At 48.8% G+C, this 26,672-nt stretch carries 17 protein-coding genes; 8 read left to right on the top strand and 9 right to left on the bottom strand.

Features of this window, described 5'->3' with window-relative positions:
• Positions 1-50: 50 nt before the first annotated feature.
• Positions 51-5,966 (bottom strand): AAA family ATPase, encoded by a 5,916-nt coding sequence (locus C7R94_RS06095; RefSeq protein WP_106779103.1) that lies wholly within the window; start codon positions 5,964-5,966, stop codon positions 51-53.
• 128 nt (positions 5,967-6,094) lie between these two features.
• Here C7R94_RS06095 and C7R94_RS06090 point away from each other — a divergent pair, with 128 nt between their 5' ends.
• Positions 6,095-6,721 carry a cupin domain-containing protein gene (locus C7R94_RS06090; protein WP_106779101.1) on the top strand — a complete coding sequence of 209 codons (627 nt, stop codon included), beginning with the start codon at positions 6,095-6,097 and terminating at the stop codon, positions 6,719-6,721.
• Positions 6,722-6,832: 111 nt separating this feature from the next.
• Here C7R94_RS06090 and C7R94_RS06085 read toward each other — a convergent pair whose 3' ends face one another.
• From C7R94_RS06085 to C7R94_RS06050, 8 genes are all read right to left on the bottom strand, one after another.
• Positions 6,833-7,567, bottom strand: a complete 735-nt coding sequence (locus C7R94_RS06085) for an MBL fold metallo-hydrolase (protein ID WP_106779098.1) — start codon at positions 7,565-7,567, stop codon at positions 6,833-6,835.
• A 201-nt stretch (positions 7,568-7,768) separates the two neighbouring features.
• On the bottom strand, positions 7,769-10,267 hold the full coding sequence (locus C7R94_RS06080) for a GAP1-N2 domain-containing protein (protein WP_106779096.1): 2,499 nt from the start codon (positions 10,265-10,267) through the stop codon (positions 7,769-7,771).
• Positions 10,267-11,532, bottom strand: a complete 1,266-nt coding sequence (locus C7R94_RS06075; protein WP_106779093.1) for a TRAFAC clade GTPase domain-containing protein — start codon at positions 11,530-11,532, stop codon at positions 10,267-10,269. The genes C7R94_RS06080 and C7R94_RS06075 overlap by 1 nt, the downstream gene beginning before the upstream one ends.
• Positions 11,533-11,545: 13 nt before the next feature.
• Positions 11,546-12,181, bottom strand: coding sequence for a hypothetical protein (locus tag C7R94_RS06070; protein WP_047070094.1), 636 nt, complete (start codon positions 12,179-12,181; stop codon positions 11,546-11,548).
• Between the two features lie 17 nt (positions 12,182-12,198).
• Positions 12,199-13,476, bottom strand: a complete 1,278-nt coding sequence (locus tag C7R94_RS06065; RefSeq protein WP_106779091.1) for a vWA domain-containing protein — start codon at positions 13,474-13,476, stop codon at positions 12,199-12,201.
• Complete coding sequence (locus C7R94_RS06060; protein WP_106779088.1) at positions 13,473-15,821, bottom strand: hypothetical protein; 2,349 nt, start codon at positions 15,819-15,821, stop codon at positions 13,473-13,475. Before C7R94_RS06060 ends, C7R94_RS06065 begins: the two co-directional genes overlap by 4 nt.
• A gap of 34 nt (positions 15,822-15,855) precedes the next feature.
• The gene (locus C7R94_RS06055) at positions 15,856-19,245 is read right to left on the bottom strand and encodes a tubulin-like doman-containing protein (protein WP_106779086.1); all 3,390 of its coding nucleotides are present in this window, start codon (positions 19,243-19,245) and stop codon (positions 15,856-15,858) included.
• Between the two features lie 13 nt (positions 19,246-19,258).
• Positions 19,259-21,052, bottom strand: a complete 1,794-nt coding sequence (locus tag C7R94_RS06050) for a vWA domain-containing protein (RefSeq protein ID WP_106779083.1) — start codon at positions 21,050-21,052, stop codon at positions 19,259-19,261.
• A 197-nt stretch (positions 21,053-21,249) separates the two neighbouring features.
• Here C7R94_RS06050 and C7R94_RS30225 point away from each other — a divergent pair, with 197 nt between their 5' ends.
• The 7 genes from C7R94_RS30225 to C7R94_RS06020 all read left to right on the top strand — a co-directional run.
• Positions 21,250-21,399 (top strand): hypothetical protein, encoded by a 150-nt coding sequence (locus tag C7R94_RS30225; protein WP_007724683.1) that lies wholly within the window; start codon positions 21,250-21,252, stop codon positions 21,397-21,399.
• A complete protein-coding gene (locus C7R94_RS06045) occupies positions 21,396-22,331 on the top strand; it encodes a hypothetical protein (RefSeq protein WP_106779081.1) in 936 nt (311 codons plus the stop codon). Before C7R94_RS30225 ends, C7R94_RS06045 begins: the two co-directional genes overlap by 4 nt.
• Positions 22,332-22,345: 14 nt before the next feature.
• On the top strand, positions 22,346-24,106 hold the full coding sequence (locus tag C7R94_RS06040) for an SH3 domain-containing protein (protein WP_106779078.1): 1,761 nt from the start codon (positions 22,346-22,348) through the stop codon (positions 24,104-24,106).
• A 152-nt stretch (positions 24,107-24,258) separates the two neighbouring features.
• Positions 24,259-24,891 carry a LysE family translocator gene (locus C7R94_RS06035; protein ID WP_088909962.1) on the top strand — a complete coding sequence of 211 codons (633 nt, stop codon included), beginning with the start codon at positions 24,259-24,261 and terminating at the stop codon, positions 24,889-24,891.
• A gap of 10 nt (positions 24,892-24,901) precedes the next feature.
• The gene (locus tag C7R94_RS06030) at positions 24,902-25,534 is read left to right on the top strand and encodes a YHYH domain-containing protein (RefSeq protein WP_106779076.1); all 633 of its coding nucleotides are present in this window, start codon (positions 24,902-24,904) and stop codon (positions 25,532-25,534) included.
• Positions 25,535-25,797: 263 nt separating this feature from the next.
• On the top strand, positions 25,798-26,427 hold the full coding sequence (locus C7R94_RS06025; RefSeq protein WP_106779074.1) for a class D sortase: 630 nt from the start codon (positions 25,798-25,800) through the stop codon (positions 26,425-26,427).
• A gap of 42 nt (positions 26,428-26,469) precedes the next feature.
• Positions 26,470-26,672, top strand: a 203-nt coding sequence (locus tag C7R94_RS06020) for a hypothetical protein (protein WP_199197921.1), incomplete at its 3' end; no start/stop codon positions are given.

Genomic DNA, 26,672 nt, shown 5'->3' with positions numbered 1-26,672 from the left:
GATCAATGAAAAAAACTGAGGCACTGTCGCCTCAGTTTTTTTCCATGGGTCTAGCGAATGTCTTCCAATGGGATTCGGAAGGTAAAGAGTGTACCCTCCCCCTTTTGGGTATGAACCTGAAGGGTTCCGCCCAACTGCTCAACCTCTTGCTTGACAATGGACAGGCCAATTCCTCTTCCCGATACGAGACTCGCATGTTCCTGTACCGTGACATGCTCAGCCAATGCCAGCTGTAGTTTTTCCATATCTCCGCCCCGCCCATCATCACGAATCGTGACGCACAGGGAAGTATCCTCTTGCCAAATGCGGCATTGAATCTTGCCGCTGCGTTCTTTTCCGCATGCCAATCGTTCTTGCTCTTCTTCCATTCCATGATCGATCGCATTGTTGAATACGTGAACCAGGCTCCTCGCAAAATTCTCGAATCGCTCCGGATCGACAAGCACTTCTTCTGCATCCCATTGGACCGGATCGATGGTCTTATTCAGACGGATAGCGAGCTCACTTACATAGTCTTCATACCGGGACAACATGTCCTTCATGGGACGATAGCGCAGCTTACGGATGCTGAGGAGCAGCTCCTGCTGAGCTTCCCCCTGTACCAGACTGGTGATCTCGTGCTCGAAGCTATCCCATCGCTCTTTTGCAATGGGGTACACATGCTCGTTATGATCCAGGAACCCGATCCCGAGCTTGTGCTGCATGATTGACAAATCCTGTTGCATCGCAGCTTGCACCTCTGCGAACGCCTGCTCGGCGTGCTCCCCCTCATCGGATAGGCGCTCTTCGGACTTTGCCCATTGAATCAACCACGACTCCAAATCATGTAGCTTTTGCGGTGTATGAATCAAATGTAATTGGCTGAAGTCACCTTTAAACTGATGAATCTGAGCGATCAGTTTGAAAAGTTTCTCGGTTTCTGCAATCTCTTCTCTCAGGACCTGCTTCCACCCATCCTCAAAGAAAGCGTCAAAAGCTCGCAGTACCTTTTGGAAGAGCGGGAGACTAATTGCCACAGTTACGACCATATTCAACCTTTGCCATTCTCGCTCCATCTTTGATTTGAGCGCCCGCTGTTCACTCATATCAGTCAGGATCAGCATCAAGCCCTCTGGGGAATCTCGCCGATCTTCATATATCGGTTTACATGCCAGCTTCAACGGCAATTGATTGATCTGGATTTCCGTAGGAAACAGACTGAGATACAGCTCCTTTTGCCCTTGGTCTTTTGCTTCAAAGTACTTTTCCAAAAGAGATTCAATAAACTTGCTGTCCTCAGGGCGATCTGGGTAAAGGAGCTCTGCGACCGATACCCCAGCCAGTTCTCTGCCAAAAATCCGTAGACATTCGCGACTGTATTCGGAATGGACCAGCAGGTTTTTGGAAAAAGAAAGGAAGCCTTGTCCCGCATTGTTTAACAGATTTTTATTCGCCTGCAAAAGTGCCTGAATCTCATTGGTACGCTCTGTCACGATTTTTTCCAAGGATTGATTCCATTGCTCCAATTGATGATACAGTCTCGCATTTTCAATAAAGATTGCAATTTGCGAAAAGATCAGTCTGAGCGGTTCTGAGCGTTTTTCGTTGAACACATGTGTCGTCTCATTGTTCTCCAAATAAATGACACCGATCATTTTTCCTTGCTGCCATAGCGGGGAGCATAGAATCGATTTCGGCTTGTGCTTCGCAATGTACGTATCGCGGAAAAAGACGCCTTCCACTGAAGCGTTGTGGAGCACTAGCATCTCATCCGTACGAATGGTGTAATTCACGACAGCAACAGAGAGCATCCCGCTATGCTCATACGGGACAGACTGCATGATCTCCACGTCCAAATCCACAGAGCCTGCCGCTTCGATGAGCCAGTCACCATCTTTTTTCAGCAGGAGGATTCCTTTCTCCGCACCTGCATTGCTCATCACCGTGCGCAGCATCGTCGCCAGCAGCATTTCCAAGCGGAGCTCGCTAGCAATCGTTTGCGACGCCTTGATGACACTCATTAAATCGACGAGGTCTGCTGTCTGGTCAGTCGTGGCAATCTCGGCGGAAGCGCCCAAGCTTCTTGCCCGTTGCAAAAGATAAGGGTACCGTTCCCCAATCTCCCGTGCCTTGGCGACCGCTCCCCAAAGCATGTAAACCTCGTGCGCCTCCGTCATGTATGCCTTCGCAATCGTTTCGAGTCCGAGGGCCAAGTAATGCTGGGCGGCCAATTCATTTGCCATTGCCTCGTTTTGTAAGAAAACATCTTTTTTGGCAAGTTGGACTGCCTGTTCATAAAAAGGACCGGCTTCTTGTTTTTTCTCCGTGACACGGAGCCATTCAGCGTACATCAGCAACCACTTGTGCTGAAAATTTTCCGGGCATTCGTTTGCCCACGTCTTCATTTTTTTGAGATTTGCTTTGATTTTTTTCCCGTACTTCGATTTTTCCTGTCGGCTGGCGATCTCATAGAGCCCTGTCAATGCCAGTGTTTGCATAAAAACTTGCTGGCTGACAAGAACCTGTCCGCTTACTGAATCCATCCATTGCTCCGCTTCAGCCAGCAGCTCGGCAGCCTCCAGGTGGTTCCCGTACATGAGATGAACCATCGATTTATAGTAGTGGTACATGTACCGCTTGTAGCTATTTCCTTCTTTTTGCAGGTTGTTTACATAGGCAGCTTCGTCAAAGCCATCATGGCAAAACGCCGTTCGTTCATCGTCCGTCCACCGTGTAAAAGTATGCAGAGCCTGGCGCAATAACAGGAGCCGATCATCGTGATCAACGACCTTGATTTGTTGAATCATATCGCTGTATTCCTCGATTTGCTGCTCCAATTCTTCCACCGGCACACCGCAATAGAGCATGGCCTCCAAAAGCCCATGGGCATTGTAGGCTGCATAAATGTTGCCCCCGCCGTCCAAGCCGAGCTGAATCGCTTTTTTCAAGAGAGGGATGTTCGTCCGCGCATGCTCGCACCAGTGATTGATCAGTAGGGCAAACGCGCCATACGCCTTCGTCATGGCAATCGGATCGGCGAAGCTGTCTGCTACACGGCAAGCCAATTGCCCAAATTCGTAAGCCTCCCGATAATTTCCGAATTGGGCAGCTTGTACGATCCCGTAACCGGTATAACCATTTGCGGAGGCGACTGCGTTTCCGTGCACGAGCGACAGATGAAGGGCACGCAATATCGTTAAAGCAAACCAATTGAGATTGACATAGTAAGCAGATGGCCCGGCGTAGCTGATGATGCTCATCGCCATCTGATAATTTTCATCGGGAACATCCGGCAAATACAGCAGCTCATCTATTTTCCGGCCCTTGAGGAGGCGCTTGATATGAAACATTTCCTTAATGATATCGAGCTTGCCAGGCTTTTTCGGAATCGGTACGCCCAATAACCCCAAGGCTTCACTTGCGATCTCCATGACACGCGGAAATTCAGCCAGTCGCGTATACATGCGAATTTCCATTTCCAAAATGCGGACTCGTTCCCGGTCTGTTTTGGCATGCTGAATCCCGCGTTCAAACAATTGTTTGGCCTCATCCAATTGATTACAGAGGTACGTCGTCTCCGCAGACAACGCACACAACTCCATGGTCAGATCATGATCGCGCTGCCAGCCCTCTTCCCCTACCAGCTCGAGACCGCGCTGGAAATACTGCAAGGCGGATTCAAATGCCGCAGAGGATTTCGCTTTTTGCCCAGCGAGCAAATGACAGTGCGCAACATGCATGCGCTCCGCTTGATCCTCCAGTATCTCTTTGCCCCGATACATATGATCGCAAATTTCGAACAGGAAGCCAGATTCACTTACTTGAGACATTTCCCACATCATCCTGCCCAGCTTGACGTGCATCTGTCCGCGCTCTGCCTCAGCTAACAACGAATAGGCGGCCTGTTGAATCCGATCATGCACAAAACGAAAACGAATCCTCATCTGAGACGCCACTTCTTCTTCCACAAGCGCAGCGTAAGTCAGATATTCCGCTCCTTCAATCGGATAGATGAGACCTTCCTCAATCGCAGGCCATATATGCTGAATGGCTTCTGACTCCGTTTGATTCCGTGACTTTGCTATCAAATGAAGCAAAAACGAATTGCCCAGACAGGCAGCATAAGCGAGCTGCTGCTGAGTAGAATCAGGCAATCTTCTCATTTTTTCAACAAGAAAATCGGCCACATTTTCCGTAGTACCCAGCTTCTCGATTTCGGCCAAATCCCATTGCCAGTTCCGTTCTTCTCTCACATACCACAGCAAGTTGCGATCATACAGTGTTTTAATGAATTCTCTTACATAAAACGGATTGCCGGCTGTTTTTTGCATGATAATCGTAACCAGCGGCTTCGTCATGTCCGGATCACTATGCAATGTATCCGCTACTAACGCATTGAATTCGTGTTCTCGAAGCGGCAATAACGTGAATTGGCGCAAAATGCGGCTCTTGATACCTGTCTCTGTCAAAATGGCAATCAACGGATTCATCATACTGCCATCATGCTCACGATAAGCGCAAATCAATAGAAGATGACTGATCTGCATATCCGCAACCAACTCTCGGATCAGGAAAAGCGAAGAAGAATCCGCCCACTGCAAATCATCCAGGAACAAGACGAGTGGATGGTCTGGTCGCGACCAAATCCGAATAAAGCGTTGCATCACCCATTGAAAGCGATTTTTTGCTTCTGCTGCAGGCAGCTCAGGTACGGCAGGCTGTTTACCGATCACTGTTTCAAGCTGTGGAATGACATCCACGATCACTTGACCAAGTCCTTGCATGGCGTCGAGTATCATCTCTCGCCAAGCGAGCAGCTCGCGTTCGTGGCCTGCCAATAACTGCTTGATCAAATCCTGAAAGATTTGAATGATGGCCGAATATGGTACGGCTTGATTATATTGATCAAACTTTCCTGAAACAAAACGTCCCCGGCCTCTCAAAAACGCTTTTTGGGCTTCCAGCACGAGAGCAGACTTACCCACGCCTGCAGAACCACTGAGCAGAACCATCCTCGTAGCGCCGTTTGTGACTTGCTCGAATGCATCGATAAGCATCTGGATTTCTTGCTCACGTCCATACAGCCTCTCTGGAATCCGCAAGTGATCAGCACGGTCTTCTAAAGCAAGCGGAAAAGACGTAATCAAACCGTTTTGTTCAAGCTGGTCATAGCAGCGCTGCATGTCTGCCAGTAAGCCCGACATGCTAAAGTAGCGATCCTCTGTATTTTTAGACAGACACTTCATCACAATGTCCGATAAAACCTCTGGAACGGATGGTTTGACACTGGAGGGAGCGAGCGGCTTTCTCGCCATATGAGCATGTATGAGTTCAAGCATGTCCGAAGTTAAGAAGGGCAGCTTTCCAGTCAATAACTCGTAGAGCGTGACACCAAAAGAATAAATATCGGAGCGGTAATCGACGGTGCGATTCATTCTCCCCGTCTGCTCCGGCGAGACGTAGCGAAGGTTTCCCTTCCATTCTTTTGGGTTCATCACACTTTGGTATTCCTGGTGGCATTTCGTCGCCAACCCAAAGCTAACCAGCTTTACCTCATAGGTTTCAGGATGAACCAGGAAATGATCGGGATTTACATCCTTATGAATGATTCCGTGCTGATGGATTTCCTTCAAGCAGGAAGCCATGCGGACTGCAATGAAGAGCATCTCCTTCAGCGACAGTCCTTTCATTTTCATCAGCAAGGAGAGCGGCACTCCCCCGAAATCTTCCGTAATCATTACCGTCTCACGGCCATGATTAACGAGTTCGATGATCGTTTCCACTGCATTGGATTCCAGTGATTGAAGAATGCGATATTCATGCTTCAGTTTCCACAGAGATTCTTTATGGGAAGGTCCTTCCATCGGTACTTTGAATAACACGGGGAGATTGTCGTTATTTCTGTACCCCCGATAAATTCCCAATTTTGAATGAGTGGAAAGAAACTCTGCCACCCTATAACCTGGAACCACGATCATGCCGCTCATACTATCCACTCCATCTTTAGGTAGAACATCCTATCTTTTTAATTGTTGCCCCACAACAAATAATCTATATTTAATCTATATTCTGTCTTAATATAATCTCTTTTTACTATTTTCAAGGAGGTATAGTTTTGTCAAATCTAAGTCGCAGTGTAAGTAACCCCCACAATAATGAAGTGGTCACCTTTTTAAAGACAACGGAAGAAACGAATGGCGAATATTTGTTATTCCGTACCGATCTTCCACCAGATAACGGGATTTTTCTACACTATCATACAAAACTTGTCGAAACCTTTGAAGGTGTAATTGGAAATTTAGAGGTAACCATTGATGGAAAAAAAGTAATCCTGAAGCCGGGAGAGAAGCTAAACATCCCAACAGACAAGGTTCATGGGTTCCACAACCCCTCTAACGAATTCGTCAGCTTCCATGTCGAAATCCGTCCGGCAGGTACTTTTGAAGCGTTTGTCCGCTGTGGATACGGGCTCGACACAGACGGGCGCAGCTTTTATTTGCCGTTTATCAAGCAATATATCCCGAAGAATATTCTCCTCTTGGGAACGATCTTTCAGATGGGGCAGTTTTACCTCCCAATCATTCCGCGCTTCCTGCAAAAAGGCATGTTTGCTGTGTTGGCTGCCTTGGCTCGTTGGACAGGCTCAGATAAGTCACTGGAAAAATACTACAAAACCTCTCCAACTATACCAGTCTCCCATTCCGGAGTCGAACAAACAACGCAAAAGACGTTGCAAGGATAAAATGAGAAAGACACCATAGGGATTACTCCAGCTTGGTGTCCTCCACGCTTCTTATATCCACATATTCCAACCTGGATTCAATGTTTTAACGTGCAAGATCATGTGACTACTTCACCGTATCAGAGCATAAAGCTGCTCTTGCACGTTGTTTTGGCACATGCCTCCATGATAACAAATGATCCTATTAATTTCCAAGTTCTCGAATTTTTTTAATGAGTTTACTGCTATTTCCATATCGAGAGTGTTTTGCGGAATCGGTCCTCGTAGTGCTTCGTTCATGTACACCATAGCATCGCCTGCTATCAAGGTCTTGCTATCTTCTACATAAAGGCTGATATGCCCCGGCGTATGTCCGGGAGTATGAATAATGCGAATTCCCCCACAATACGGCAGAATCTCTGCGTCTGCCAGTGTCTTGTGCACCATTGCCTTTGGCGGATTTTCGCAAAGCCTTTGCAAGTGCTCGCGTTCCTTTTCAGGCAACATCGCAAGTATAGGGGCCATGATTTTGGGGTTTGCTTTGAGGAGAGGGCGTGTGCCTTCAATGTACGGCTGATCTAGCTCATGCGCGTATATTTCAACCTGCCCGCCAAGCTCACGAACGATTTCTGGAAGACTTCCGATATGATCAAGGTCCTGATGCGTCAAGATGATAGCCTGTAAACGCTCAAGTGGTACGCCAGCACGGTTCATTTCCTGACGAATGGTCTCCCATGAACCAGGCATTCCTGTATCTACTAATACCGCTCGGTCATCATCCCAAAGCAAGGTGGGATTGATCACCATTGGCTTGCCAAATGCCTCTCCTTGTAACGGAATCATTTTCATACCTGTATTAGCTTTCATACCCTATTCCTCCTCACACCTTTTTAACACACAACTACTTTTTATCACGGAGCGAGGAGTACTTTCAATAACAAAATATTTTATTATAACACAAATAAAATATTTTGTCAATGGTTATTTTGAGGGTCTCTATGACAGCAACTACACCCGAATTACGCGGTCGCTCCTACTAGAGCAGACCGCGTTGGCGTTATTATCACCTTATGGTGTTGTTGTTTGAACAGGCTGCCCACCCGTAGATGCATCTTGGCTTCGCTTTCCAAGAACTTCACGGACAGGTTGGATGTCAGGCTCGTCCATCATCAACCGATAAACCGGTACGAACACAGCCGGTGGACGGGTCGGTTCAGGCTGTGTTTCAGGTGGCTGTACATGCGTACTTGTACCTCCCCAAACCAGATAGCCTCCCCACGCTCCGGCACCTAGCAAGACAACTGCGCTGGATATCACCGTAGCTTTGTGCCGAAACAGCTTCACGAGTGGATTGGCTGTTTCGCTGCGTACCTCGTCCAAAAGCTTGCGGAAATCAGCATTTCGGATCGCATACCACCGTTTTCGGCATTCTTTATCCCGTAATCTCTTGCCTTTCTCCTCGAGGAAAAATGCCTTCAATGCTTGTCTGTATGCTGGCAGCAAATACTTTCCTTCGAAAAACATCCGCTGGCTCATCGTCCATTGGATAAAGGACAGGGTAACGGCTTCCCCACCATTTTGCTGAACATACACCAGCAATTCTGCAAACTGGAATCCTTCCTGACCAAAATGGTCTTCCCGGTAAAAGACCAGCGGCACCTGCGGGAACTCGTCAGCATGGAGCGGTTTACTCAACATATTCTGGATCATTCTTTGCTGCACGGAAATCGCTTCCCGATCCCATTTTCGGAAAAACTCTGCCGGGTGTGGCGTGCTTCTCTCTTCATGCAGCTTCGCCAGATTCATGAGCATTTCTTGCTTGTGGCGGCTCTCCATATCCAGCGTTCCGAAAAAGCTCTGTGGCTTCTCCTCCAAAAGGGCGATGAGAACCTGAAAATCATCCTTGGATAGCGTGTCTAGCGCGACGAGCTTCATCAAGGACTTGTCCAGCTCATCCAACAGCTCATCGGCATAGCTGCGTGCCCCATCTATGTTTTCAAAGAACTGGTGGATGGTAATCGCGGCAGCCAGCTTTTGGCGTTCCCGCGCAAATAGACGCAGAACTTTTTCCGTTGTCGTAGCTACGAAGACGGCATTGCGCATAGCTTGCGGTTCTGTTTCCGTCCAAAACCGGATTTCCTTTAGCATCTGGTCCAAGCTGGTCACGGCGGCTACCCGCTCAGTCATATAATCCTCAAAGAGCGGCTTCACCAACTGCGGATAGCCAAAAATCGTCCGCATCATAAAGCCAAACAGCTCGCGGTTGCTGGACAAATGCTTGTACACCTCTGCGACGTAGCTGCTCTGTCTTGCGGTCTTGGCCTTCATCAACACGTCCATGAGGAAGCGGATCAAATCCATTTGCAGGCGTTCCTGCCTGGTGACACGGTAGGATTCAATCATTTGCTTGATCGTCTCGCCGTCAGGCAGCTGTTTGGACGAAAGCGCCTCTACTTCGATCCGCATCAGCATTTCCTGAAGCTCGATCAGCCGTTTCTTGCGTGTCAAGCTGCCGTGCCCCAAATAGCTGTTCAATGCCTGCCAAACGCCCGCCCGCTTGCTCTCATACACGGACGTTCGTCCCTTTTCAATCAAATACAGTGCGCACAGCTCATAGTACGTGCGAATGTTCAAGGCCAGTGCATGGTCTGCCCCAGCCAGCACTTCCTCACAAAATTCGTGGAACGCATCCAGAATCCGTTGCTCATTCACATACTCCCAGGCAAAGTCGAGATATTCGTGTCCTCCGTCCTGCAAATCGACGTTCTGAACGCGACCAAGGGAGAAGTCGAACAAAAAGTCTTTGTCGCTATGCCCCCCGCCTGGGCGAATGCTGCCTTTTTCCACAAACGTGACGTGGATATGCTTCTTGCTCTGCGGCTCGTTGCTAAACGTGAGAAAACCAAAATGTCTGCGCATCTCATAAGGCAGACAACTGTATAAAATCTCCAACAATTGAACAGCGCTCTTGGATGAGGCACTAATATCCACATCCAAGCTGATGAACACCTTCTTTTTCGCTGCGAGCGAGGACATCACCGCAAAGAGAAGCTGTTTGAATAAACGTTCATCGACCCCCATTTGTCCAAGCAGCTGCTTTCGGTCTTGCGACAAGCCTTTTTCTGAGGGAATATCATCGACGGCAGGAAGCTCCTTGCCCGCTGCATCGTCGTGGCGATCTGCAAAAGTGCGCACTCCGAAGATCTTGCTCGGGTTCTTGATAAACTCGTCCCGACGATCTGCCGGAATGACATAGTTGTGGCTGAAAAACGTATTGCGCTGCCCGGTAAAGTCCGCTCCGACAAATACACTTCTACCGAGGACCATCTCTCCCGATTCGGCTTGGAAGCTGACAAGCGCCTCTGGAAAGAGCGCCAGATTGCTTTCCGCCCGCTCTTGAAGCTGTCGCGGCGCGTCGTACACGCAAAAAGGATGGAGCGTTTTCTTGATGAATTGGTTATCCAGCCCTGGCGTCTTGGCGACAGTATCGTATCCTTCGTTCGAACGGAAAACCCCTTGTCGCCCGCGGGTGTAGTACTGCTGCAAAATGGGCTGACGGTTGCTCACTACAGCTCCCTCCCCTCGATGTAATCAAGCTGGTGCATCAACCAAATAAACGGTTCATCGACGCGAATCGGCGTCACGACACCACTCACCCTTTGATTGACTGGATTGCTCCCCAGCGCAGATACAGCGAAATAGGCCGTATTCGTAAAGTAAACATCCAACGCGTCTTTAAACGGTCTATCCACCTTTTCGATGAATCGGCGGATTTCTCCATCGATGTTCTCGAATTCAGTCGTATTTAAATACTGTTCATGGACGAAATTGCGGAAAACATTGCTGTTGGACTTGATGTATTCGCCGTCGTCTTCCTTAATCAGATGCAGCATGTCGCTCTTCGTCAACACGACAGCAGTCGGAATATGGGTCTTGCTCTGCTCTTGGTAGCCGATGAAGTTCTCAAACAGCGTAATGACGACCTCACGCGGCTCATCGTACCTTGCTGTGAATTCCCCTGGCTCATCCCCTGCTTGGAGCATAACCCGATCGCGAATCGTCTTGATTTGCAGCGGATCGACCAAGAACAAGATGCCAGATGAGTTTTTCACATGCGCGGCATACAGCTCCAAATACTCGCGGTCGACCATTCCCTCGCCTGCTACGTCAAAAAACACGAGGATCAACGGTGCCTTGTCGCTATCCTTGAAAATGAACTGGAAGATGAACGGCTCCTGGCGCTTTTCTTTTTGCGTGGAATCAAGCAGCTGTCCGCGTTCAAACAAGGGTGCCTCATAGTTCTCCCGGAACTTGCGGCTAATCTGCGCATTGAGCGGCATACACGCTGCATTGAAGTGATTCGCAGTCGTGTTCTGCAAGGTATGAATCAATGAGGTCATATAAACGGACTTCCCGACTTGGGACGCCCCGACAATCGAAATAATATTGCTCGGCGCTTTACCCGCCGTAATCGGCAGCTCGTTGTGGCATTTCGGGCACAGTCTGCGCTTGGAAACCATGCCGTATCGGTCGGTCACACCTGCGAGGACGTTATCGACGTACAAATGGTTTTCCGACGGGATGGATTCTGGATCGATCACCGCTTCTAGCTCGTCGATAGCATCCAGTCCGAATTTATCCCGATACGCATTGAGAATCTCATCCTCCTGCAACGCGTAGTCTTCGTCGTCTTGGCGATGATGCGTGGCACGAAAGACGACTTCGTCCGGTCCGTATTTGGCGAAGCAGTACGGGCAGACAATATCGTAAAAAGGAAGCCGTTCCTTGACCTGCGGCTTCTTTTCAAACATGTTTTTCAAAAACGACAGCATGGCGCATCCCCTCCTATTCAGGAATCAGTTCGTACATTTCTCCGTATTTTTTCCCATCCGTAAAAAACAGGCGGACGACGTCTTTTTTCCTGACCTCGATCTCCGGCATCAGATTGACACCGGGCTCGAGATCACGAATGAAATTGTATCGGGTACCATCATCCTTGTGGGCGGGAGGAGAGCCTTCTTTTTTTACGTAGCAGAGTACGTCACGCGCGATCGGAATCTCTGAAAAAATGCGAATCTGCAACGATTGATGCTTGCTGAACCAGCTTCCGCCCCGTTTAAACGAGTAGTAGATTTTGGCCTTTCCTGTGCTGACGTGGATCACATGGGCATCCCCGTCTGGCATGAGCAGAATCGGCTTGCCATTTTCCAATCGGCAAGGAAAAATGCGGTATGTGTACCTGCCGATGCCGTCTGTTTTTTCCCGCAGCCCTTTGTGGACTTTGTATTCCTCTCGGGTATACAGCTTGAACTGACGATCATCCAGCTCGTTTACGTCAAAAGGGGCGCCAAATTGCGACTTGTGCACGTACACGCACGGAATATCCTGCGCCCAATGCCAATTGAGCACATATTCGCTCCCTTGATGCTGGCAGGTGACGTCCTTGATGAAGGTTTCTGTTGTTTCCTCCCGATTAATCATGATTCATCATGCTCCCTTTACAGATCAAACCGCTTGCTGCTCTGGTTCCCGGCGTCCAAAGCACGGGGGCTTTGTCTGGTGTTCAGTCTGCGCTTTGCAAAAGACGCTCCGCCACTCGTGGAAGCTGGCACAAAGAGAGTGAACAATGTCAGGATGACAGCGAGCAAGGAACACGCCAGCAAACGTACCACCATATCGAGCAAGTCGATCGACGACAGACCCATTTCCAAAACGAGTCCAGCTAACAGTCCTGATACCGCCCCGCCAATCGTGAAGCTTTTGGCCAGATGGCGATTGTCAAAAATCAGCCCCAGCGCCAAACCGAGCAAAGCACCAATGATCAGAACACTGACCACACGGGTAATGGCGTAAAACATGCTATCTTCTGTCGCTCCTGTCCGCTCGGAAACAATATTGCGGTCTGTTCGGCTCATATCGTAAATCTGACCAAAGATTCCTGTCATTTGGTCAGCGTGTTCAACATTGAAGTAGCTGCCGCCAGTCTCGGCTGCGATCTTTTGAAGCAGCGCCGTTCCGTCTGCATCGATTTGGCTCATGCCTACCGTATGGACAATCACTTGGTTTTGCTTGTAGGGCGCCAGTGCGGCAGGGACATCCAGATCACTGTAGCCGTCTGACATCAGCACGACCGTACTGTTCGCCATTTGATTGGCTTGCAGCTGGTCCAGCCCCGCTTGCAGTGCCAGGTCGATCCGGGTGCCTCCATCCGTTCGCGGATATTGGAGCAGCTTCTTCACAACCTCATCCTTCGCGGCCTGGCTATTCAGCTCGGTGAGGGGTTGCAGCACATTCGTTTGATCGTGAAACGTAACCACTGCTATGTTCATGTCATTGTCCATGCGCTGCACCATGTCGGCTGCTGCTTTGAACAATTGGTTATCCGGGTCAGACGACTGCATGCTGCCCGAAGTATCCAGAACCATGATAATATTGTTGGCTCCGCTGGCCTGTTGAAAGGATGACCCGTACAGCAGCTGAAGCAAGAGGGCCACTACACCCACCATCAAAAACGTGCTGGGCACGAGCATTTTCCAGGAAAAGCCCAGATAACGCTGCTTCCATCCAACTCCATTCAGTCGAGGCGAGATCATTTCCGCAATGAGGCACATCAATCCTACGAAAAAAGCATATTGACCAAAATAAAGTCCCATTAACAACCATTGCGGTATTTCTCCGGACAGCTTGCCGAGCATGACTTCCCCGACCAAAAATCCGATCACGCCACCTACCAGACTACACACTAGCATGAGTAAGCTTACCCTTCTCTGACTCATGACGACTCATCTCCTCCCACGCGGCGAAAGACAAACCCGCTGTCCTCATAGGAAGCATGGTATTTCTTGTTATTGCGGTAAAACATCAACTCTTCCATGCCGAATCCACCCATCAGGTTCATTTTTTCTATCCCGCTTTTTTGTTCCTCGTGGATGCAGCCCAGCTTGTAGGTTCGTGTGCTCTCATCCTTGTGCAGCGCATACTGGACGAAGTCGTTGTGAATATCGGCAAACAAGTACTTCTCCTCATAACGATGCTTTTGCAAGAAATGGAACACTTCGATGTGAACCGCTGCCCGCTCTTCCAGCACCAATGCCAGATCGAGGAACAAATCCTCTTTCGTCAGCACGGTTCGGTTATCGTAAGCAGCCCCGACGTTGGCACGCGCCAGCAGCTCCGCCTCAAAAGATAAAGCAAATGGCGCACGGGTGAGAATCTCGTTCCGGCAAAACTGACACAGCCTCTCCACGAGTCCGGCGAGTCGATTCCCGCTGAGCAGAGCGCCGCTGCCAATATACCGTTGTTCCATGTAAAAATCACTGCCGCGTGAAGCTTCCAATGACCGGATCGTTTCATGGACGACCGATTCGTAATATTCGTCCACGTTTTTGCCCAAGTAATCAGTCGCTTCCCGAACGCTCGTCTGGGCGATTTCCCGCAGTTGCTTATGCAAGGCTTCCAACTGCTCGACTTGCTCACCTAACTGCCGGTGAATCTGCTCTGCTTGTTTCTCATAGCTCACAAGGATGGAGAGCATCATCTCCCAATCCAGCAGCTCCAGCTTTTTGCCATAAATAGCGTCCAGCAAATGGCGAATGAAGGTCCGCACACGCTCCTTATCCCGTGTGAAAAACCCTCCTACACGAATGTCCTGCCGATCCACCCGCTCTTGGTAGAGATCGACCAGCTCGGCTTTAATCTGTTCAACCTGTCGCGATGTCTCGCGAATGCCTGTGCGCAGCTCATCCAGCAGGTTTGCTCCATTGGCGTGTTCGGCTGTGAGATAGTAAGCCGCATACAGCCCAAGCCGTTCATCCTCGATCACTGCTTTCTGAATCAAATCAGCCAAGGACTCCTGAGACAGCATGTGCTCCAGACGTTTGCGCGCCCCGGAAACGACATTCGCCTCAAAAAAGGCTTGGCTGCTGCCGTCAAACAAAGCCAGCTCCGCTTCGCGCATATTCATACTGCAAAGCTCGCTGTAGCTGATGCCAGAGGTCATGAGACCCTTCATTTCCTCCAAGATGTGATCCTCCGGGAGAATGCCAGCCAATTTTCGCTGCAAATCATGCGCAGTCAATCCGAGCTTTTCTCTCGCTTTTGTTTTCGGCAAAACCTCTCCGTCCTGAAGTCGCTCCCAATAGCGGTCAAATACTGCGGACAGCACCGTAAACGCGATGGCATGAGTCGGTCGCTTCACTTTGGAGAGACCAGCAGAAGCAAACTTGGTCTGCCCGTGATCCACCGTGATGCTGCGCATAAATTGCAGCTTGTTATAGCCGTCACTGCTTTCATGGAATTCCGACTCTACCTTTTTATTGTTCAAAAGCACCAGCTTGCTGATCAGCTCGTAATTTTCCTGCATGCCGCCTTCGATAAACAAGCCATGCTCTGTCTTGTCACTTAATAGGTACGCCAGTGAAAACAGTGGTGCGTTCACATGCTCCACAGGGAGTTTCACGAGATCCTCCGTTACCAAGAGGTTCGCCCGATAGCTGTAGTCACTCCGCTGATAGCGATTGACCTCTTCCAAAAAGCTGACCGAGAGCGCTGTCGAGAACCCGAATGCTTCCCCGTTGTTCTTTTCCTGAAGCAGGACGTACAGATCGACTGATACGTTTTTAAATAGCTCATTGAGGTAGCCCTTGAGCAGTAGCGTCAGCTCTGGCAAAAGAATCGTGGCAGGGTCATCTGCCCTTGCCACGACGGCAATATTGACTTGCTGAAAAGCAGTGAACAACTTGCCCATTTCCGCTACCCGCACGCTTGCCAGCTTCATTACCTTGTTCAGTTCCATGGTGACAGCTTCATCGAGTAAAAAACGCTCGTGGATTGAAGTACGCATCTTTTTCTTGTCGTCATCTGCCTGCGGCAAGCGGCAGCCGATTACTTGCGGATGCTCCCACGTTTTGTCCTGATACGCATGGACATAAAGCACACCGTGACCATTTTGCCAATTGCGCTCGTTGTGGGCAAGAACAGCTTGCAATGCCTCTATGCTCTTATCCCCGAGAAAAAGGAAGAGCACGGGGTTTTGAATGCTTCGCTGTCCGTTTCCGCTATCCAGTTGTCTTTCCAATTCCGTAACGTATTGGGTCGCGAACTCTCCAATCAAATCCCTCATGCGTCCTCCTCGGTTATCAAACGATCCTAATTGTTTATTGTAGCGTCTTGCGCATATCGTTTACCTTTGACCAGACCTTTTTGTAGAACTGGAACAACTCTTCACCGTTTACATATTCGTCGCGGTCGTATTCCAGATCGTTTTTCGTTTCTTGGAAAGAAGTTGCGATTTCATCGAGTTTTGCCAGCAACTGCTGCGTATCCTCTGCTGAAGTCATCGCGTCACTGCGTTTTGCAGCCTTGCGTTGGATGGTTGCCATGCTCTTGTGATCCAATGCGCGGAATTTTTCATAGATAGCGAATTCGACGTGCTTGTTGACCTTCATCAGGTTGATGAATGGCTCCCACGCATCTTCTTCCTCATCCTTGTCGTAGACGTACAGCGCACCGCGCTTGCAGATGGTGCTTGTGTAAAGAGCTTCGATGAATCGGGTAACCAGCTCTTCTTCGTCCTTGATGGCACCTACGATCTGCTCCAGCTCCTGGATTTTGGCCTCGATTTCTTCGTATTTGCGCACTTCTTGCTCGATCAGGCGAATCTGCTCTGGATAGCGAATCAGGTTTTCTTTTGCCATCTCTTCATTGATACTGCCGAACACATCACGCGTAAATTCTTGCTCCAGGCCATCTTTCATGAAGCCTTTGAGCTCAACCAATGCACGCTTGATCTCGCCAGGGCTCAGCTTGGTCGCGTCTCCTTGCGCTTGGTGCTTAGCCAAGAAAGTAGCCAGTGAGAACGGCTTTGTCACGATGGATTCATAACGGTTGCTGGTCTGGCTGTCGCTGCCTTTTTCGCGGATGACTCCGTAGCGCATCGCACGGTCAAACAGCTCGCGTACTTTGGCGTTGTACGCTTTGATCCGCCCGTTTTGGTACGTATCTCCCCACGATTTTTCCGGAATAGGGGATGGGAGGTACGCCCAGTTGTTCTTTTCCGTTTGAACGAGGTGGCGTCCGATACCCTCTCTGTCCAGAATTGTACGTTCGTAGCTCTCCTCGTAGACCTTCAACGGTGTGTAAGCGAACAGCGGAACACCGTTTTTCGTATTCAGCCAGAAGATGCGGTTTTTGACTTCGCTTTCTTTGACGGTAAAGCGCGATCCGCTAATCGCTGTATTTTGATAGTTTTTAATCCCCTTCAAGATCGATGGTGCTTTCAGTGGCACGGATACAAAACCCCAAGAAGGGAAGTGCATATTGCCGAGATTGTTGCTCAGATGGAAGACCGGAATCGCCTCTTCATCCAGCTTGCTCGCAATCTTGCGCTCTACGATGCGATCGAGTGTCTCGTCCTGACCGTATTTGATCACGAGGAATTCTTCCATCGACTTGGTGATCACCTCACCGAACTTCTCCGAGAGGAATTCGGAAATGGAGCTGACGATATCCAGCTCCTGCTCTTTGACCCACTGATCGGAGTGTCGCAGCAGCTCGCTGGTGAAATCGCGGATCAGGTCATCCGCATCTTTTTGGTCCAGAATATTGCTGACGACTTTGGAGATATCCGGCACACTGACGATGTTCCAGTAGTATGTCTTGTTGCCAGTGCGGTCGCTCTCTTCGCCGCCGTTGATCAGGATGTCTCCGTTTTGCTCGAAAATTTGGTTGAGTGCGTTCAAAATCTCAGTAAATACGTTATAAATGCGATTGTTTTCTGCATTCAACAAACGGTGCAGCTCTTCGTAGAATTCGATCATTTGCTCCAGCTTTTCCTGATCAGCCAGGAGCTGGTATTCGTTGATCTTCGCTTCGATGTAGCTGTTTTTCTTCTTCTCCTTGGAGATGAAAGCACTGCGGGCATCGCCCAGCTTTTCATTCGCGTTCTCTCGTGCGCCCTCGATCTCAGGCGGGTAGCTCTCCAAATTCGCCTTGAGGCTCTCTATGTAGGAGAGGATCATTTTCATCAGGCAGTAGCCTTTGTCCGAATGAATCAGACGGGACGCATAGAATGGTCCTTGCTGCGGGTGCAGGAATACACGCGTGATCATTTCGCCAAAAACAGAGATCATGTCGCCTGGCATCTGCTTTTTGGACTTGATGTACGCTTCGCGCGCTTTGGCAAGATAGCCTTGCTCCAGCTCATGGTCGATGCTCACGACTTGCTGGGTGATCACGTTGCTGTAGTTCAGACGCTCGCTGTTTTCATAGCCTGGCAACGGTTCAGGAACGCGCTCCTCGAACTTGCGGGAAATCGAGTCGATGTCGATTCCGAGCTTGCGGGCGAATTTCTCCGCATCCTCTTGCGTTGGGGCTACCGTGAACATTTTTTCCATCTTTTTAAACAAGCGATATGCCAAGTACGTTGTCATTTCTTCGATCGGCAAGACAGCAGAGGAAGCACCGATGACGTTGTACTGGTAGTTGGCTGCGTACGCTTTTGGCATCTGGTTGATGTTCGTACGGATGTTGCTGATATAGTCGTGGATGGCAAACTCTTCACCCGAGCGCTTTTCTTCGCTCGCCATGAAGTTCGTAATGTTCTCCGCCGTCACGTTCATGCAGTAATCGTAGGCGTTTTCCAATGCTTTGCCTTCCAGATTGGTCGCAGAAATCAAATGGCAGAGGTTGAATGGCGGCATTGGCGATTGCACGGTGAGCACGTTGCCGTATTGCTGGCGGAAACGCTCATTGCGCTCATCCGCATTCATCCAGTAGTCCAGCTCTTTTAAGGCCGCATAACCGTTTTTCATGATGTAGTCGCGTGTGTGCGAGCTGAGACTCTTGTTCGACAGGTTGACGTCAGGCGTGAACAGGTAGCCCAGCGTATTCACCTTGTCTACCCCCGCACTGCCGAAGTCGCGCTCCAAAATGCCTCGTACGATATAGGCGATGTCGAGGAAGCAACCACTCCCCGTTCCCCCGGACAAACCGCTCAGGAGGAATACAGTCAGCTTTTTGTTCGTGCCCTCACACAGCATCTTGATCTTTTTCTCAATCGTTTGGACGACTTGCGTAATTTTCGTAAAGAGAAGAAGTCGACCTGCCTGGCGTACACCTGATGCTCCGCTGATTCCGTCCGTAATTGTCAGCTCTGGCGAGAGCCAATCGGTGATGTACGGCTCCAGAATGCTGCGATTCTGCAACACACCGCCGATCTCAGGGTTGGACAGGAGTACGAACTCCGTCACTGGATCAAGTCCGATGCCCTTGTACTTTTTGTTGCGGTCATGCTCATTCGTTTCAAACGCGATGAACTCAATATTGTCCGGTTTTTCCTTGCGCTTCTTGGAAAGCTGGTCTACCGGCAGCTTGAAGCGTCTGTTCACTTGGTATTTCAGGCGCAAAAGCGCATCAATCCCTGTACCGCCAAGACCGATGACGAGCATCGGGTTATCGATTGTATCTACGCGAATCTTGTCACTGACGATTCCTCCGCCAAGGGATACGTCCAATTGTTGAATGTGTTCTCTCACAACTGCTTTCATAATCGACTCACTCCTAGACGATGTAATCTACATATAAGGACTTGTTCACATTCGTTAACGAAATTTTGATGCGATCGTTTTTCTTCAGCTCTTTGCCTTTGCTTGCATCGAGTACACGTCCTGCCTTTTCGATTCGGCAGCTCGAACGGTTTTCGATGATCAGCGTATCGTTTTTCCCTGGTAAAAAGATGACCTTCTCTGTCTCCGCAAACTCAGGGGCGAGCTGCAAGAGCTGGTGCAGCTTCACTTTTCCTTTGAACGCGTTCAGTTTCTTGTACTGCGGGTTAGACTTTTCACCTGTGTCCTCATCCACGATTTCGATGGCGATTTGGCCCGCGAAGCCCTTGTTCGCCTTGCGATAGATCGACAGTCCGTACAAGCCTGCACCGATCAACAGGATGAGAAGCACGGTACCTCCTACTACGGTCATCCATGGAAATGGTTTCGATTCTGCCGCAGGATCAGTGGTTGTGCTCGGCTTGCTCGCTCCAGAACCTGCTGTTTTGGCAGCATCTACAAGGAGTGGCTTCGTCTCCCGGTAAAAGCTAGTATCTTCTGCCTTGATTTTTATTTCATACGTATGGTCAGCCGGGATTGTAAAGCTGCCTTCGAACCCGTTGCCCGTATTGTTCAGGACGACCTCATTCGTCTTCTTGTCCGTCTTGTCATTGACGATCAGCGTCGCCTTCATTTGCTTGTACAGATCAGGACTCGCTACCTTCTGTCCGTTTGAAACAAGTGCAGCCTTGATAGGCACGACATCGCCAGCCTTGAAGCTCTTGGCTGTGACTGGCTCCATCTCCAATTGCAGATCGTAGTTGAAGATGAGGTTAATATCGATTTTTTCCTTCGGGGCACCTTTTACCTGTAGCTTCCAATCTCCCTGCTGTGGCTTGACCAGCTTAATCATCGTGTACGCATTGGACTTCGACAGTCTGACCTGGTTGGAAGGGATTTGTACTTCCTTGCCCGCTGGGTCATACAGCTTCACTTCCACTGCTTTTTGCGACATGATCGAGATGTTGGCTTCCATGACGCTGCCATTCGGGATTGGGATCGGAATCTCTTGAGCTTGACCGTTTGCGACGAAGCTTTTAACCGGGACAACCTTCAGCTTCAGATGATTCGCAAAGATTTCGCTCAAAATTTGCGGGAGCTTGTCCGCTGTGCTCGTTTCGAAAAATTTACCGTTTGTCTCCGCAGCAATCTGTTGTAGTGTCGTGCGGTTAAGCTGACCGTCTGCGTTTAAACCAATCGTGTAAATCGGATAGCCCTTGTCTTTGGCCTCTTTCACAGCTTGCTGTAGCTCTTGATCAGACTGCGCTTGGGTACGGCTTGATGCTTTGTTCAAATAGTTGTTTCCATCCGCCAGCAGCACGATGATCGGCGCATTGTTTGGATTGCGTCCCGCATCAAGGATCTTTACTGCTTCCGTTACCCCGACAGCGATATCGGTGTAGGCTCCTTTTTGCAGACTGTCGATGAAGGCTTTGACATCGTTCTTGTCTTCTTCGGAATTAATCTCAAGCAGTGCTTTTTCCCGCTCGATCTTGTCGGTATAGGCTACTACACCGATTTTGTTCGCTTGGATCGACGTCATGTCGACGAACATTTTCATCGCTTCGTTGCTGACTTTGTTCTTATCGCTTTGGGTCATGGAGTTGCTTACGTCCACGACCAGGACAGCGTCCATATTGTTTCCGCTCGTTTGCGCAAAGCCTGAGTGAGTGACAGAGAGGACACTGACCAAGAGCAGGGCAAGACATGCTACGTATCGACATAACATTCGGAATCGTATTATTTGCATAAGAGCTCCTTTTCTTGTTCGTTACAAAGAATTTGTGAGGTGTTGCAAAGAAAGTAAGACTATGACACTATTACCACTAGATTCAAGAAGTAGAAGACAGATGATAAAAAAGTACTAGAATGATTGCCCCTTACTCGTAATACGATACGACATGATTCTTTGTTACAGATTTCGACAACTTCGTTAGGAGAAATTTTATGTTAACTTACTTTCTGTTGTTTGCGGCTTTTTTGCTGCTAGCGGTCCGATTCCTCAAGCTGCTGCGACTGAAACGGCGCAATCTCTCCAACGCCGAAATCGACCAGCATCTTCATGCCTTACTGAATGAGAAGAGGGATTCACCATGAGAAAACGAATCGGCGTCCACTTTCGCAAAACCCGTAAAACCACTCATACGTATGAAAGAATTCAAGCGTGCACACGATGCCATACGTACCATGTCCTGTGGGAGACGCATTGTGAGACCTGCGGGAGAGCCTACACACCGATCCGCCAGGTTTCCCATGCGGTGACACGCCGCAATGTGCAGACGCGCTTTTTGCTCTTGGGCTTGTTCGTCTGTCTTGCTGTCCTTTCTGCAAAGACTCTACTGCAATTAGCTCTTGCAGGAGGTATTGGCTGTGTGTTGTTCATCCTGTTTTTCGTGATGCAGAAAAAATACGGCATCTATGAAAGAGACGTACAATTTCAACACTTTTTAACGCGGGAAATGGAGACGCTCAAGAAGTCACTACTCCGTCATTTGGAGGAAGTGGGCAACGACGTCAAAGAAGGACATCTCAAGGAAGCTTATGAAAAAACGAGAGAGATCGGGCATTTCATCGATTCCGATACAATCAAGATACGCAAGATCATGTTCCTCAATCATTACGTCCTGCGCAAAGACATGGAGCTGGAGCTCGAAACGCTCATCCCGTCTATGTACGACAAGGACTTCATGGAATATGTGCGCGAGGTCATCAAGGTCCAGCCTTCGCTCGTCAAAAAATCCGTGCTTACCTATGTTAGACGTTATAAAAATCAAATATTGTTGCTGGAAAACGGGGATCAGCTCATCGGTCAAGTGGCAGGTGCAGCGCTCCGCATGAAGTCTTATGTGGACGAGTATCAGGATCTGATTATCGAATTTATCGATTTTTTGCCTCGCGAGCGCCTTCTGCGATTGGCAAAAATGGTACAAACCCATAAGAATGAAGGTTGGGAACAACTATATCATTCTACCAAAAACAGGGTGGATACGCATTACGCGTTTGACCCGGATTTCAAAGGCATACTGTGAAGGAGGAGCCCTTTATGCTGCCTATTTCCCCCTATCATAGGTCCCTCTGGGTCCGTAATATTTTTCTCGGACTCTTTGCCTTGGGTTTGATCGCTGTTCTGTTCAAGCTCGGATTCGGGTACAAGCAGATAACGTTGTATAAACAGGCAAAGGCGTTTTATGAACAAAAGAACCTGCTGCAAGCCGAGGAAACCTTTTCTCGTGCGCATGATATGGCTGTCCTGTCCTACGGGGATGACGAATGGAATTCCATCATGCTCCAACTGACAGCTATCCGTACTGAGCTCGAGGGGCTTCACCAGTACTCGCGTTCGGCCATCTCGGAGAAAAAGGTCGCAGAGATCGGTGCAATCTATGAACAATATCAAGCTGTCAAGAAGAATTACCAGAACCAAAAAGACGTACCGGCGATGTTTTTCCAGCAATTGTCCGCTCGCTTGGGTATGGATAAGAGCTTTTCCGATTATTACTTGAATGCCTTGCAAACAGCCAAGGCTCAGGCACAAGCGAATCTCGAAAAGGAAAACTATCAGGACGAATCTTTCATTGAAACACTCCTTGCCATTCCAGATGAATACTACGGCGGCAAAAAGAAGAAGCAGGCTGAACTCACGGCCTTGTTCCAGGACTATGAAAAGACAAAGCTGCATTCGCTGATCGATTCTGCTTCTTTTGAAGACATCATCACCAAAACGGCTTCAAGCATACGCCATTACGAAAAACTGGGTATCGAAACTGATTGGTTAGTGAATCAGCTGGAAAAGTATGCGCTAGCTGAAATCAAGGAAGTCATTCGTTCGAAGGATTTGAGTGCCTTCGTTGACATGGCAGCCGCCTATCGCAAAATCGAGGATGTGCTGTCCAGTGATTCACCTGTCCTTGATTCGATCACCCGCTATCTGGAGGGTAAGCTCAAGCAGGCAGAACAATACATCAAATCGTTCGAGTTCACCAAAGCACGTGAATTGTACGAACAGTTGAATCCGCTCCAGGATACGGCTAAACTCCTGTCCGATCTGGAAAAGCTCTGGTTGGAATACGATCCAGCACGCTTATTGCAATTGAGATATCCAGACAGAACGTTCACCGATATGCTCTCTGGCACAGATCGCTGGGGAGCAAAGCTTTACGCATTTGGACTCTCTGAGGCAGATCAACGTCTTTATTTCGCAGCGAAAATGCCAAATGACTCGATCCTCTATTTGGATCAGTCGCTCGATGCAGACATGAAATCGGCAAAGGCTAAGATCGACGATACTCTCGGAACTAAAGAAAAGCCTGTGATTATCGTGAGTGCATCCGGCAAGGAGCGTGCTAACGCCTACACGGCACTCTCTCCAAATTTGACAAAAGAGTCACTTGATAAGCGCTTTTCGGTTGAGGCTGATGAACTCAGCGTAGAGGACTCCGAGCATGTGATCATGAAAAATCCGGTAGGAAAAGGCGAAAACGAAATCGCTTTGTTCAAGCTCGAGGACAATGGCTTGGCTTATATCGAAAAGCTGGCTGATTTGGAGGAGAGCTCTGAAGAAACGCCCGAGGGAACTGGGTCAGGAGAAGCGACCTCCCCTGCTGACGGCTCAACAGAAACGACGGATCTAACTCCCCCTGCCACTCAAAAAATCGATGTTTTTGCAGGTCCCGGTGAAGAATATGAGAAGATCGGTCAGGTAGCAGATGGTTCCTTCCAAGTCATCGCAGATATGAATGGCTGGTACCAGATTGTGTCTGATGGAAAAGAAGGCTGGATACGCGCTACCGCATCAACGCCGTAATCTGTTTGCTGAAGAATAAGCTCCCCTCGCGATCATGGCACACCTTCCTTGATCTGCTTCAGGGGCTTTTCCTCATTTTTCCGTGTTGCGTCAGGTATCAGACTATTCTATAATTTATATTTATTTTATAGACAGATGAGGAGTGAGAAGAGATGTTTGGAATCGTTCATTATGAAGCATTTCTGATGACTGCGATCATGCTGAACCTGATACCCGGCTCAGACACAATGTACATCATCACCCGCAGCATTTCGCAAGGAAAACAGGCAGGTATTCTTTCCGTTCTCGGCATTTTGACAGGCTCACTCATTCACACGCTCTTGGCTGCTTTCGGCTTGTCGCTCATTTTGGCTCAATCCATCGTGCTTTTTAACATCGTCAAAATATTGGGAGTCGCCTATCTCGTTTATTTGGGCATTCGCATGCTCATGACGAAGGAATCACCAGCTTTTGACGCGGCCGATTCCAAGAAGCTGAAGGGTGAAAAGGTCTATCTGCAAGCGATCCTGACAAGTGTCACAAATCCAAAGGTCGCCCTGTTTTTCATCGCCTTCCTCCCGCAATTTGTTAGCGCGACCGAAGCCGGACCACTCCCTTTCCTGATTCTTGGCCTTACCTTTACCGTTACAGGTGGCATCTGGTGTAGCCTCCTCGCCCTGTTTGCTTCCTTCGCTACGCAAAAATTGCGCAATAATCAGAAGTTCTCTGTCATTCTCAACAAGCTGACGGGGATTGTTTTTATCGGGATGGGGTTGAATCTGTTAAGGGCGAAAGCGAATCCATAGGAGGTTTTCTATGAAAAAGATTATTTCTGTACTTGCACTCATTCTTTGCTTTGCTTTTTTACCTATTCAAATGATTGAAGCGCACCCAGGCAGAACAGATGCAAATGGTGGACACACCTGTAGAACAAACTGCGAAAAATGGGGATTCCAATATGGAGAATATCACTATCACAACGGTGGCGGTGGTTCTTCCAACAGCCAAGTGAAAAAAACGGCCTCACCAAAACCAGCGGCCCCACATACACAACCTAAAATACTACCTTCGAAAACAATTGTAGCTGTAGACAATGCTAACGTTTATTCTGCTCCATCCCTTGACTCAATCGTTACTGCAACCCTATGGTATGGTTTTGAAATCAAAGCATCCGGTACACAGCCGGAATTTATCTCCATGGATCAAGGTTACGTTTCCAAAACAGTGGTCACCTCTTATACACCAATTACTCCTAAGACTGTCAAAATCCAAGGAGAGAAAGGCTACTTCTTCTCAACCCCTTCTATAGAAAGTCCAGGCAGGGGCTACGCTGTCAGAGATGCACTTGTTCAAATAGTCGGTGAACATGGAGATTGGTATTACGGCTCCACCATCGATGCAAATGGGAAGGTTTTAGTTGGATTTGTTTCGAAAAGCGTCGCCTATTAACCATAAAATCAAGACCGAAAAAGCCAGGCAGGAGATTCTTTCTCCTCTGGCTTTTTTCATGTTCAGAAATTGTTTAGATCGAAAGATTATGATATCTCTAGGCATTTTTTCACAATTGGAACAGCGGGTAAATCTGTTGTTCTCGACTAGCAGGATTTGTACAACGAAGAATGCCTTTTCTGAAAAAGTTTAGCATAACTAAAAATCAGGACAAGGGAGGAAAGATGAATTGAGTTAACGGTGCAAAAAGGGAGTTGAAGAATGTGCGAGTGCTGTTAAGTGCTGGGTTTATTTTGGCAGGCTTATTCCTCCTTTTCTATCCTCAATGGGAAACGGCGGTATCTGCACAAAAGCAAGAACAGCTCATCGAAGCGTTCGAACAACTGAGCAACGTCAGCGAGCAAATAGAAACAGCTGCATCAGAGGACCAACCAGCTCCGAAGATACAAGAGCCGCTCGCTATGTTGGAAGGTGCCAGAGGCGTGATTCGGATTCCCAAAATTGATCTGGAAATGATGATTTTTGAAGGCGCGGACAAGCATGCCTTGAGTAAAGGTGTTGGCCTGATCGAGCCAGACAAGGAATTCGGCGTGAACAATGTTGGACTGGCAGGTCATCGCGGGATTACTCACGGCAAGCAATTCAATCGCTTGGACGAACTAACACCTAACGATGAGATTGAGATCAAGACGAAAACGGCAACCTACCAATTCGTTGTCGTGAAAGCCTTTGTCGTAGATCGTACACAAGTAGAAGTTCTAGAGGATCAAAAGAAGCCATTGATCACCTTAGTCACATGCACCCCTGTTGGAGCAAAAGATCCGAAGGACAGACTGATCGTTCAAGCTGAATGGAAACAACCGACTCATCTCAGCCCTAACACTTCCTACTGAAAGAAGGAATGAGCTAGTTTTTATTTAGTACAGGAGGAGCATATGCAAAGGAAATCTTGGATCGTTGTGGTGGCACTTTTGCTCATCATCCAAAACTTTTTCGGTTTCACGACAACCACGTATGCCCAAACACAAGGTGAGGTTGTCGTTGAGGCTAGTGGGGAGCCGGGCACGGGCAACCCTACAGATCCGGGTACTGGAACTCCTACCGATTCGGGTACAGGAACTCCTACCGATCCGGGCAC

The sequence above is a fragment of the Brevibacillus sp. NRRL NRS-603 genome, from assembly GCF_003013445.1.
Taxonomy (GTDB): Bacteria; Bacillota; Bacilli; order Brevibacillales; family Brevibacillaceae; genus Brevibacillus; species Brevibacillus formosus.
The sequence above is the reverse complement of the archived record's forward strand: the minus strand, read 5'-3'. Positions and strand labels throughout refer to the sequence as shown.